The 11684-nt window shown below is 56.9% G+C and carries 13 protein-coding genes; 9 read left to right on the top strand and 4 right to left on the bottom strand.

The window, feature by feature from the left end:
- Positions 1-9 precede the first annotated feature (9 nt).
- Positions 10-501: a DUF3576 domain-containing protein gene (locus OS189_RS04845; RefSeq protein WP_267166163.1), complete on the bottom strand. Its 492-nt coding sequence runs from the start codon at positions 499-501 to the stop codon at positions 10-12.
- Positions 502-787: 286 nt separating this feature from the next.
- Here OS189_RS04845 and OS189_RS04840 point away from each other — a divergent pair, with 286 nt between their 5' ends.
- Together OS189_RS04840 and OS189_RS04835 are read left to right on the top strand one after the other, a co-directional pair.
- Positions 788-1696, top strand: coding sequence for a porin (locus tag OS189_RS04840; protein ID WP_267166162.1), 909 nt, complete (start codon positions 788-790; stop codon positions 1694-1696).
- A 100-nt stretch (positions 1697-1796) separates the two neighbouring features.
- Complete coding sequence (locus OS189_RS04835; RefSeq protein ID WP_267166161.1) at positions 1797-2450, top strand: YggS family pyridoxal phosphate-dependent enzyme; 654 nt, start codon at positions 1797-1799, stop codon at positions 2448-2450.
- Here the strand turns inward: OS189_RS04835 and OS189_RS04830 are convergent.
- The gene (locus OS189_RS04830; RefSeq protein WP_267166160.1) at positions 2447-2941 is read right to left on the bottom strand and encodes a L,D-transpeptidase family protein; all 495 of its coding nucleotides are present in this window, start codon (positions 2939-2941) and stop codon (positions 2447-2449) included. The genes OS189_RS04835 and OS189_RS04830 overlap by 4 nt on opposite strands.
- A complete protein-coding gene (ribA, locus tag OS189_RS04825) occupies positions 2938-4017 on the bottom strand; it encodes a GTP cyclohydrolase II (RefSeq protein ID WP_267166159.1) in 1080 nt (359 codons plus the stop codon). Before ribA ends, OS189_RS04830 begins: the two co-directional genes overlap by 4 nt.
- Before the next feature lie 166 nt (positions 4018-4183).
- Between ribA and OS189_RS04820 the strand changes: the two genes are divergently transcribed.
- The 5 genes from OS189_RS04820 to OS189_RS04800 all read left to right on the top strand — a co-directional run bounded on the left by OS189_RS04820 (position 4184) and on the right by OS189_RS04800 (position 7730).
- Positions 4184-4870 (top strand): response regulator transcription factor, encoded by a 687-nt coding sequence (locus tag OS189_RS04820; protein WP_267166158.1) that lies wholly within the window; start codon positions 4184-4186, stop codon positions 4868-4870.
- Between the two features lie 224 nt (positions 4871-5094).
- Complete coding sequence (locus tag OS189_RS04815; RefSeq protein ID WP_267166157.1) at positions 5095-5883, top strand: exodeoxyribonuclease III; 789 nt, start codon at positions 5095-5097, stop codon at positions 5881-5883.
- A gap of 79 nt (positions 5884-5962) precedes the next feature.
- The gene (locus OS189_RS04810) at positions 5963-6880 is read left to right on the top strand and encodes a thioredoxin family protein (protein WP_267166156.1); all 918 of its coding nucleotides are present in this window, start codon (positions 5963-5965) and stop codon (positions 6878-6880) included.
- A gap of 26 nt (positions 6881-6906) precedes the next feature.
- Positions 6907-7551 (top strand): LON peptidase substrate-binding domain-containing protein, encoded by a 645-nt coding sequence (locus OS189_RS04805; protein WP_267166155.1) that lies wholly within the window; start codon positions 6907-6909, stop codon positions 7549-7551.
- Positions 7552-7580: 29 nt separating this feature from the next.
- Complete coding sequence (locus OS189_RS04800; protein WP_416237460.1) at positions 7581-7730, top strand: Trm112 family protein; 150 nt, start codon at positions 7581-7583, stop codon at positions 7728-7730.
- 3 nt (positions 7731-7733) lie between these two features.
- Here the strand turns inward: OS189_RS04800 and OS189_RS04795 are convergent, their stop codons facing one another.
- Complete coding sequence (locus tag OS189_RS04795; RefSeq protein ID WP_267166153.1) at positions 7734-8960, bottom strand: FAD-dependent monooxygenase; 1227 nt, start codon at positions 8958-8960, stop codon at positions 7734-7736.
- Between the two features lie 87 nt (positions 8961-9047).
- On the opposite strand from OS189_RS04795, the gene OS189_RS04790 reads away from it, so the two are divergent.
- Together OS189_RS04790 and OS189_RS04785 are read left to right on the top strand one after the other, a co-directional pair.
- A complete protein-coding gene (locus OS189_RS04790) occupies positions 9048-10376 on the top strand; it encodes an amidase (protein WP_267166152.1) in 1329 nt (442 codons plus the stop codon).
- 117 nt (positions 10377-10493) lie between these two features.
- Entirely contained in the window at positions 10494-11681 is a 1188-nt protein-coding gene (locus OS189_RS04785; RefSeq protein WP_267166151.1) for an aminotransferase class I/II-fold pyridoxal phosphate-dependent enzyme, read from the top strand.
- Positions 11682-11684: the final 3 nt, after the last annotated feature.

The raw sequence follows: 11684 nt of genomic DNA, 5'->3' as shown, positions 1-11684 counted from the left end.
GAGGGGCGTTCAGAGTTTGTTGTCGGTGATCCGTAGCTCGCGGGCGCGCGATAGAATCGCGTCTTCTACCGCACGGCTGGTGGCCTTGCTTACGGCGGCGCCGCCGCGTGATTGTAGCGCTACGTTAAGTGAGCGTGCATCAAGGGCCGGATCATCAATAAGAACAGTTGCACGGTACGCACGGCCACCACCGGGAGGCGTGCCGTATCCGGTGACGATAACACCTGTGAACGGATCAACCGATTGGATCGGCAGGAAATTCAAAACTTCCAGTGACGCGCTCCAAAGGTATTTGTTCACCAGAACGGTGCTCTCGGAGCTTTTTTTGTTGAAGATGGACCAGATCGTGTTGCTCGCATCGGTCTCTACGTTCGAGGGAACGTTGGGATTCGAGTAGTAGTCGGGACGATCGGTGGCTGCTGAACCCAGGCGCCCAGCAGAACCACAGGCTGTCAGAGCTCCCAGCGCAATCGCCAGTATAACTATATTCCGAGTCCTCATACGCCCCACCTTCACCACGCTATATGCTATTTTGATATGCAATACCCAAGCCGCGCCTTCTGGGCAAGGTGAATGTAGAGAGGCGTGATGCAGCCAAGTGCGCTATTTCGGGGGCTCTGGCAGAGGAGTGCGGCCAAACTGTGGTAAAGCTGCATCATCGCTGGGTCCTTTGCTTTCTAGCCTGCCGGTTTGCTTGCCAAAAGCCGGATAGCAGCGCAAAAGATCCTCATACCCAGATCGGAATTCCCCGTTCGGGTCCTATGAATTTCAAATCGAGGGAAAACTCATGAAAAAAGTTCTCTTCGCTACAACAGCTTTGGTTGCCACAGCCGGCGTTGCAGCAGCAGACGTAACATTCTCTGGCTACGGTCGTTTTGGTGTTCGCTACGTTGACAACGGCGTAACAGACTCCACAGACGTAACAAGCCGCTTCCGCCTGCAGATCGACGCGACAGCAGAGTCCGACGCTGGCGTAACAATCGGTGCACGTGTTCGCCTCGAAGGCGAAGAGCGTGACGCAGCAGTAGGCTCGCGCCCACAGTTCAACGGCGTACGTTACTTCGCACGTTCCGGTGGTCTTGAAGTTGGTGTTGGTAACATCTTCGGCGCGCTTGAGTTCATGCCTGGCATGTACCCGATCGACCTGGGTCTGACCGGTCACTCATATGACTACACAGCCTACAACTTCCGCGGCGACGCGTACCAGTCCGGTTCCTTGGGTTCCGCAGGCGCAAACGGTGTTGAAGTTCTTTACTCCGCAGGCGACTTCTCCGCACACTTGTCCGCTTCCGAGCGCGGCGGTGTTGACCGTATCGCAGCACACGTTGCATACTCATGGAACGGCTGGACATTCGCTCTGGCGGGTCAGGACTCCGATGTTGCATCTGACACCGAGTTCGCAGCATCTGTTGGCGGTTCCTTCGGTATCGCAGACGTTACATTGGCGTATGCTGATAACGGCACCGCCGGTGACCACGTTGTTCTGACAGGCCGCTTTGACGTTGGCGCAGCCACAGATATCGAAGTGTATGTTGCTGATGCGGACTACTGGGAAGACACAGGCTTCGGTATCGACTTCAACCACGACATGGGTGGCGGCACGTCACTTCGTGGTGGTATCTCCACCGGTGGTTCCATGAGCTCCGTTGCAGACAGCGGTACTCAGGTTGACCTGGGTGTTCGCTTCAACTTCTAAGTTGAACGAAGATACTTTACTGATTTGGGGCAGACTTCGGTCTGCCCCTTTTCTTTTGTGCGCAGCTGTTATCTTTAGGCGCCAAAACAGGAGCCTTTCTATGACATTGCGCGACATCACAGACAGAATTTCAAAAGCCGCACCTGCGGCAAACAGTGCCGCAGGTGCGGTATCCCTGATCGCGGTCAGCAAAACCCAACCGAACGAGCGTGTTCAGGGGGTGCTGGAAGAGGGTCATCGTATCTTTGGTGAAAACAAGGTGCAGGAAGCAGCAGGAAAATGGCCAGCTTTTCGGGAACAATTCGACGGGGTAAAGCTGCATCTGATCGGCCCGCTGCAAACAAACAAGGCACGTCAGGCGATGGAGCTAGCAGATGCCATTCATACGCTGGACCGCCCCAAGCTGGCCAATACGCTGGCGCGCCTCGCCCAGGAGCTGGGCCGCTGCCCTGATCTGTTTGTTCAGGTGAATACCGGTGAAGAGGATCAGAAGGCAGGTGTCATGCCCGACAAAGCCGACGCGTTTATTGCAGAGTGTCTCGCGCTCGATCTGCCGGTCAAAGGTTTGATGTGTATTCCGCCCGTAAACGAAGAAGCCTCGTTGCACTTTGCGCTGCTGGCCAAAATAGCCGCGCGCAACGGGCTAAGGGATTTATCAATGGGGATGAGCAGCGATTTCGAAAAAGCCATTGCATTGGGAGCGACCCATGTGCGCGTCGGCTCGGCTATTTTCGGAGAACGTGACGCGGTCTAGGGCACAATCAGCCGTGTGTGTCGCGCGATGCGCTGCGCGATTTCATGCAGGTGCGGACGTGAGAACGCAACACAGCCTTCGGTAGGATAGCCCGCCCGTCTGAATTGATGGATGAATATCGCCGATCCGCGTCCCGCCTCAGCATCAGGCCAGTTCCAGTTAGTAAGAATCACCAGATCATACAGAGGATCGGCGCGGCGCAGTTTTTCATGGCTGTGCGCGTAAGGTGCGCGCACAAGTGTGTTATATTGACTGTCATGCACTTCGTCCGACCACAGGTCGCGCGGTCCGATGGGGGACGCCCAGCTTGTCGGCCTTGCAATCCGGTCAGGGCGGTAAAGCATGCCAACGATCCGGTGAACTCCACGTGGCGTCGCACCATCCCCTTCTCGCTTCCTGCCACTGATACCGCCTTTACCGATTGTGCAGGGCCACATCCGCCCCTGAAACCTGACGCCCATCGGCGTCAGCACCATATCATCCGGTGTCACAACAGGTGCCCCGATTTGGCAGCCTTCGTGGCCAGATAGTCCGTGTTGTGACGGTTTTCGCCTACAGCCAGCGGGACACGCTCGGTAACATGCACATCACATTGCTCCATCATCTCAACCTTGCGGGGATTGTTGGTTAGCAAACGCACGGCGGAAAACCCCATGGTTTTCAAGATATCTGCGCCCAGCCGGAAATCACGCTCGTCATCTTCAAACCCGAGGCGGTGATTCGCTTCGACGGTATCAAATCCCTGATCCTGCAAGGAATAGGCGCGCATCTTGTTAGCCAGCCCGATACCGCGCCCCTCCTGATTGAGATAAAGCAGAACGCCGTGTCCCTCTTGCCCCATTCGCGCAAGTGCGGCGCGCAGTTGCGGCCCGCAGTCGCATTTCAGACTGCCCATCAAATCGCCCGTGAAACAGGCAGAGTGCAGACGGCACAGCACCGGTGCACTGCGGTCAGGGCGCCCGATTTCGATGGCGTAATGTTCCTCGCCCCCGTCTTCCGGGCGGAACACATGCAGGCGGCCAGCCTCTGACACTTCCATCGGAAGACGTGCGTGGATTACAGAATGCAGGGGGCTGCGCACCAAAAGATGGGCTGCTGCCTCTGCTCCGTCGATATGTGTCAGGGTGTGCGTGTTTGCAAAACCGGCGCCATCGTCCAGCAACACAATTACCGCAGCGGGAAGCAGCCGTGCAGACTTTACCAAATTAAGAGCAGTACTATGAAGCGTGGCATCGCCGGTGCGTTGCGCCGAAAGCGGCCCTTTTAGAGGCGCGCGAAGATCATCGGCGGGGTCGGCAATGCTCTGCACCCACGCAATCGTTGCATCCAGCGGCAAAATTATGCGCGCTAGATCACCGTCATAAGCGCGCGCCTTCAGGGTCTGTGCGCGCCGGGCAGTGATGGCAAGAACCGCTTCGCCATCCAGCGCCAACGCTTCGGCCAGCCGTGCAGGCGTCAGAGTCTCTGCTGCAAGCACCAGAATGTTACCAATAACAACAGGCACGCCCATGCGCAGATCGCTGCGCGCACGCGCAAGAGTTTCGGTCACGTCGGGGGTAAATGGCATGGTGATTGTTACAACTCGTCAGGTCTGTTGAAGGATATCTAGGCCATGATACTAAGAATTGAAACAATTGACCGCAATGCGACACGCCGACGTGATGGAACCTGCGGCCCCCTTGTTGATCGGCGCGTGGACCGTATCCTTGGGTCTAATAAAGAGGAGACACACAATGGCTCAACTGAAAAAAATCCTGTTGGTAGACGATGATGACGATCTGCGTGATGCTCTGAGCGAGCAGTTGATCATGACCGAGGACTTTGATGTTTTCGAAGCGGCCAACGGCGCAGAAGCGATGAGCCGCGCCAAGGAAATGATCTACGATCTGTTGATCCTTGATGTGGGTCTGCCGGACACCGACGGGCGTGAGTTATGCCGCCTCTTGCGCAAGCAAGGGATCAAAAGCCCGATTATGATGCTGACAGGCCATGACGGTGATGCAGACACCATTCTGGGGTTGGACGCCGGTGCAAATGACTATGTGTCGAAACCGTTCAAATTTCCCGTTCTGCTGGCGCGCATTCGCAGCCAGCTGCGCACCCATGAGCAATCGGAAGACGCCATTTTTCAACTGGGGCCGTACACGTTTAAACCGTCGATGAAGATGCTGATCACCGAAGACGACAAAAAAGTGCGCTTGACGGAAAAGGAAACCAATATTCTTAAATTCCTGCATCGCTCTTCCGATGGTGTTGTGGCGCGTGACGTGCTGCTGCACGAGGTCTGGGGGTATAATGCAGGTGTAACGACCCACACTCTTGAAACGCATATCTATCGCCTGCGTCAAAAGATCGAGCCAGACCCATCAAATGCACGCCTGCTGGTTACGGAATCGGGTGGCTACCGTCTTATGATCTAAGTGCGGGAACTTTGTTAAGGTTCCGGTGTTATTCTCATGAACGACAGGGTGTTTCATGAGTTCCTGTCGGTTTGACACTGTCTTCGTGTGGCGAACTTTTCCGCCACCGAGATTCCCTCAAAGACTTGGCCGGGCCGTGTGCCCGGTCTTTTTTTGTTCTGTTTGTGGTGGTTGCTATCGGTTACCCGCGTTAGAGTGTGGCGACCTAATTCAGGAGCCGTGCGATGTCATTCACCCTTGCCACTTGGAACATAAACTCAGTCCGGTTGCGCGAACCGATTGTGTGCAAACTGTTGGCAGAAGAAGCGCCCGATGTGTTGTGCCTGCAAGAGTGTAAAAGCCCTGTGGACAAAATTCCGCTGGAAGCGTTTGCGGCTCTTGGTTACCGGCACATCGTTGCGGAGGGTCAGAAGGGATATAACGGCGTTGCGATCCTGTCCAAGCTGCCGCTGGAGCCAGCGGGTACACAGGATTTTGCGCAATTGGGCCACGCGCGCCACGTCGCCGCAAGGCTGTCGAACGGTGTACTTGTCCACAATTTTTACGTCCCTGCGGGGGGCGATGTTGCCGACCGCGAAGTGAACGTGAAGTTTGGCCAGAAGCTTGATTATCTGACTGAAATGCGGGACTTTTTCCACGCAGAATCGCCGCAGAAATCTATACTTGTAGGCGATTTGAATATTGCACCACGCGAAGACGATGTTTGGGACCACAAAAAGCTGTTGAAAGTTGTTAGCCACACCCCCGTAGAAGTGGAGGCGTTGGCCCAAACCCAAGACGCCGGAAAATGGGTAGATATCACCCGTCAGGACATCCCCGACGGGCAGTTGTTCAGCTGGTGGAGCTATCGCGCAAGGGAATGGGACACCGCCGATAAAGGCCGCAGGCTGGATCACGTCTGGGCCACGCCCGACATTTCATCTGCCGCTCACGGCAGTCGCGTGTTGCGTGCTGCGCGAGGATGGGAAAAGCCTTCTGACCATGCGCCCGTTTTTGCAACTTTTGATCTTTGACGCTATGCCTCTTTGAATTCACGGGCTGAGGGCACATATACACCTCAACCTTTAGAAAAAGCACATTAGGACCGATGATATGATGGATCTCAACCTTACCGCCAGCGCACCAGCCGCCGATCTGATCAAAGACACGACCGAAGGCACTTTTATGGCTGACGTCGTCGAGGCGTCGCAGAGTACTCCGGTTATCGTAGATTTTTGGGCGCCGTGGTGTGGGCCATGTAAAACACTGGGACCGCAGCTGGAAGCGGCGGTAACCGCAGCCAAAGGTGCGGTGAAGATGGTGAAGATTAACGTTGACGAAGCGCAAAGCATTGCGGGTCAGTTGCAAATCCAGTCGATCCCTACGGTCTATGCATTCTGGCAGGGCCAGCCGATTGACGGATTTCAGGGCGCTGTACCCCAATCCGAAATTACCGCATTTGTTGACCGCGTTATAAAAGCTGCCGGTGGTGAATCGCCCACAGACTCGCTGAACGATGCTGTCGAGGCCGCCGAAGAAATGTTGAGCGATGGACAGGCCGAAGATGCCGCGCAGACATTTGCTGCCATTCTGGGCGAAGACCCGCTGCACGCCGGCGCATATGGCGGCATGGTACGTGCGCACATTGCTATCGGTGATCTGGATCAGGCCGAAGGCCTGCTGAACGGTGCACCGATCGAGATATCCAAGGCTCCCGAATTGGAGGCAGCGCATGCCCAGTTGGAGCTTGCCCGACAGGCCGCAGATGCGGGGCCCGTAACGGAGCTAACTGCCGCAGTAGAGGCAAATCCGGATGATCATCAGGCCCGTTTTGATCTTGCCCAGGCGCTTTACGCAAACGGAGATTCAGAGGGTGCGGTTGATCAGTTGCTGGAGCTTTTCAAGCGTGACCGCGAGTGGAATGATGGTGCGGCAAAAACGCAGATGTTTACTATTTTCGACGCACTCAAGCCCAATGATCCGGTGGTGCTGAACGGTCGCCGTAAATTGAGCTCGATGATATTTGCCTGAAGCACTGTGCGCCCTATCTTAAGAGCATGATAAAACAAGTAGACCTGCCAGACACGATCCCGATTTTTCCGCTGGGCGGGGCGCTACTGCTTCCGCGCTCGCGGTTGCCGCTGCACATATTCGAACCGCGGTTTTTGCAGATGATCGAAGATGCGTTGAAAACGTCGAACCGCTTGATCGGGATGATCCAGCCGAACATCGTACCGGGGCGGGAGGGGACGGGGTTGCATACAATCGGGTGTGCAGGCCGGATCAGCCAGTTTTCCGAAACCGAAGACGGGCGGTATATGATCACCCTGGCCGGTGTCTCACGGTATCGCATCGTGAACGAGGTCGAAGGGTTTACGCCCTATCGCCGCTGCAAAGTGTCGTGGGAAGGGTTTGAACAGGATTTGCGGAGCGAGGAAACCGATCTGGGATTCAAGCGCAAAGCGTTTCTGGATGCTTTGGGCCGCTATTTCGATGTGCGGGGCCTTTCGGCAGACTGGGAAACCCTGAAGGAAGCGGATGACGAGCTGTTGATCAATTCGCTGTCGATGATGCTGGATTTCGATGCCGAGGATAAACAGGCACTGCTAGAGGCGCCGTCTCTCAGCACGCGCCGCGAGACACTGGTAACGCTGATCGAATACGCCCTTCGTGGCGGCAACGAAGGGGAGATGATGCAGTGAGTGATACAGTTGTGACATTTGATCGCCGGATGCTGGAAGCGCTGATTTGTCCGCGTAGCCAGCAAACCCTCAGCTATGATGCGGAGCGTCAGGAACTGGTGTCGAAATCGGCGGGCCTTGCATACCCCATCCGCAACGGCATCCCCGTCATGTTGGTTGATGAGGCAAGAACGCTGTAAACGCTACAGCGGCAGGCCGCGCATCAGCCTTGGCAGATCACCGTTCAGGCCTGCAGCTTCGCGGATGAAGGTTCTGCGCAAACCGGGCAGGGCGCTGATAACACCCATGCCGATATCCCGCGCAATTCTGATCAGAGGGTTATCGTTTGAAAACATGCGGTTAAATGTGTCGGTCGCCAAGGCGAGTGACGCGTTGTCAAACCTGCGCCACTCCTGATAGCGCGCCAGCGCGACACCTGCGCCAAAATCTTCGCCCCGCCGCTGTGCATCTATGATTACCTCACACAATGCGGCAATATCACGAAAACCCGCGTTCAGGCCTTGTCCTGCGATCGGGTGCAGCCCGTGCGCGCTGTCGCCCACCAACGCCACCCGTTCGGCAATCATATCATGTGCAAGCGACAGCCCGAGCGGATAGGTAAATCGCGCACCGGCAAGAGAAATCCCGCCCAGAAAATCGCCAAAGCGGGGCCGCAATACATCCAGATATGCATCATCCGGCAATGCGTTGATGCGCGCAGCATCCGCAGTGGTTTCCGACCAGACGATAGAGCTTCGGTTGCCCGTCAGTGGCAGGATAGCAAGCGGCCCGGGGGGCATGAAAAACTGGTGCGCGATCCCGTTGTGAGGCAGTTCATGCTCCAGTGCGCAGACCAGCGCAGTCTGGCCATATGACCATGCTGTCCGTTTGATCCCTGCACGGGTTGCGGTGCCGGATGCACGCCCGTCCGCCCCCACACACAACCGCGCGCGCAGCTTTTTGCCTGATGCCAAATTCAGTGTGATGCCCGTGTTATCTGTGGTCTGTGCGATTACTTTTTCACCGTTCATCACCGCGATATTCATGTGGGCGTCAATCGCCTCCATCAGGGCGCGGCGCAGATGGCGGTCTTCAATCATGTGACCCATCGGGCCTTCTTCGATTTCGGCGTGATCGAAGTGCATAAAAAACGGCGAAGGGCCTTCGCCCGCGCGTCCGTCTGTTACTTTGATTTCCAACATGGGTTGGGCATGCTCTGCTACCGCTTCCCACAGCCCGATCCCCTGTAAAAAGCGTACGGATGTCAGGGCTAAAGCATAGGCGCGCCCGTCAAAATCATCCTGTTTGCGCGGCGCTGCGGGCATGGCATCAATCACCGTGACCCTCAGGCCACCAGCAGCAAGCCCGAGGGCAAGGGCGGGGCCATTCAACCCTCCGCCGACGATCACGATATCTGTATCAAAACTCATACCGCTCAATATGGCGGGTAGCGGGGGATTGTCCATGCGCCCAAGCGCCGCTACCGTCAGAAGAAATCAGAAAGTGGGGGCAGTAAAATGCAGGAGTGGCTTGGCATGAGCGCAGCGGATCTAGGCCGCGCGATCGCAGCGGGGGATATTGATGCGGTCTCGCTGTGCGAGACCTATCTGAAGGCGATTGACGGGCATCCGCTAAGAGATCGCATCTATGCCCGCGTCACAGCACCCCGCGCCCGTGCCGAAGCGAAAGCGGCGGCGGTGCGCGCGCAATCAGGACAGCGTCTATCGTTGCTGGATGGTGTGCCGATCAGCTGGAAAGATCTGTTTGATTCCGCCGGAACAGGGACGGAAGCAGGCTCTAAACTGCTGGAGGGGCGTGTACCGGACCACGATGCGGTTGTTTTGCAAAACGCCACTGCTGCCGGTCTGGTCTGTCTTGGAAAAGTCCACATGAGCGAGCTTGCGTTTTCCGGTCTGGGGTACAACCCGTCAACGGCGACGCCACCGTGTGTTAATGATGCAGATGCCGTGCCGGGGGGGTCGTCGTCCGGCTCTGCGGCGTCGGTTGCGTTCGGGCTTGCGGCGGCCAGTATCGGCTCTGACACAGGGGGGTCGGTGCGTGTTCCCGCTGCGTGGAATGATCTGGTGGGGCTGAAAACCACACATGGGCGGTTAAGTCTTGAAGGGGCTGTGCCACTCGCGCTCAAGTTCGACACAGTCGGGCCATTGTGCCGCACGGTTGAGGATGCCGCCCTGCTGACCGCAGCGCTGGAGGGGAGCAAGGCACCGGATTTGAAGGGTGCATCGCTGAAAGGCCGCCGGTTTGCGATTTTGAACACCGTGATGATGGACAATCTGCGTGAGGTACCAAAAGCAGCATTTACCCGCGCCGTGGCGCTGATGGAGGCAGCGGGGGCGATTGTCGAGATAATAGATGTCCCAGCCGCACAGAACGCGCTGGATGTTTCGGGCCAGCTGATGACGGCAGAGGCGTATGGCCTGTGGCGTGATGTCATCGAGGCCGCGCCAGAAAAGATGTATTCGGAAATTCTGCGGCGGTTTCGTTTGGGTATTGAATGTTCCGGCCCTGATTATATCGCGGCATGTGCAAAACTGGACGGTGCGCGCATGGCTTACGATCAGGCGACAGCGGGATATGATGCAATACTGGCCCCCACGGCCGCCATCATGCCGCCCGATCTGGCGCGACTGGTTTCCGACCCCGGGTATTACGTTACGGAGAACCTGATGGCGCTGCGCAATACGCGGCTTGGCAATCTGTTGGGGCTGTGCAGCCTGACCTTGCCGACAGGTGTGCCAAGTTGTGGTTTGATGCTGCTCGCAGCACCTGATCAGGACAGCGCCTTGTTGCGTCTGGGTGCCGCAGCAGAAGCGGCGCTGGCATAAGGGGCGAAAATACCACAAGCGCCACATATCCATCGGGTTTTTCCTAGACGACAGGCGGCGGTTTGAGCTACCTTGGAAAAAACGGGGCGATAACGATCCCGATCCGAGGCAGTTTTGATGAATATTCCTGAGCGGTTTTCGAACCTTCCAGCTCATGCGTGGCCCCGTCTGCGTGCGCTTCTTGATGTGCACGAGGGAGGCGGCCCGCTGATCCAGATGACCATAGGCGAGCCGAAACACGCGTTTCCGGCGTGGATCACCGATGTGATCACGGAAAATGCCGCAGGTTTTAACAGCTACCCGCCGAACGATGGTGCGCCAGCACTGCGCGGCGCAATCGCAAGCTGGATTGATCGCCGCTACGGTGTGCCGGTGGATGCCGATACCCAAGTGATGGCGTTAAACGGCACCCGCGAGGGGCTTTACAACGCGGTGATCGCGCTGTGCCCTGAAACCAAGAACGGGCAGAAGCCCGCAATCCTGATGCCGAACCCGTTTTATCAGGTTTATATGATCGGCGCGATTTCGGGTGCTTGCGATCCGGTGATGGTGAATGCAACCGAAGCGACAGGGCATCTGCCGGATTTTCGCGCGGTCGATCAGGCAACGCTGGAGCGCACGGTCGCCGTCTATATCTGCTCACCCGCGAACCCGCAGGGTGCCGTGGCGTCGCGGGAATACTGGCAAGACCTGATCCGCCTTGCGCAAAAACATGATTTCCTGATCTTTGCAGACGAGTGTTACTCGGAGATCTACCGCGACACGCCGCCTGTGGGTGCACTACAGGTTGCGCATGAGATGGGCGCCGATCTGAACCGTGTGGTGATTTTCCACTCGCTTAGCAAACGTTCAAACCTGCCGGGATTACGCTCCGGCTTTTGCGCATCGGGTGCGGATACCATGCGCGAGATCAAGCAATTGCGAAACTATGCAGGCGCACCGCTGCCCCTGCCGCTGCAAATCGCAGCGGCAGCCGCATGGGAGGACGAATCGCATGTCATCGAGAACCGCGGGCTTTATGCGGAAAAGTTCGAGATCGCCGATCGCATTTTCGGCAATGTCGCGGGATATAAAAGCCCCGACGCCGGATTTTTTCTGTGGCTTCCCGTCGAGGATGACGAAGAAGCGGCGGTTAAGCTTTGGCGGGAAACAGGTGTAAAGGTTTTGCCCGGTGGCTATCTGGCGCAGGATGTGTCCGGCGCTGAAAATCCAGGTAAAAAATATATAAGAGTGGCCCTTGTGGCTCCGAAAGACGAGACAGAGCGCGGCCTTCAGGCCATCCGTGACTGTCTCTATCCGGTATAAGAG

Source organism: Sulfitobacter sp. F26169L, from assembly GCF_026410285.1.
Lineage (GTDB): Bacteria > Pseudomonadota > Alphaproteobacteria > Rhodobacterales > Rhodobacteraceae > Sulfitobacter.
This window is presented reverse-complemented; position numbering and strand designations above follow the sequence as displayed.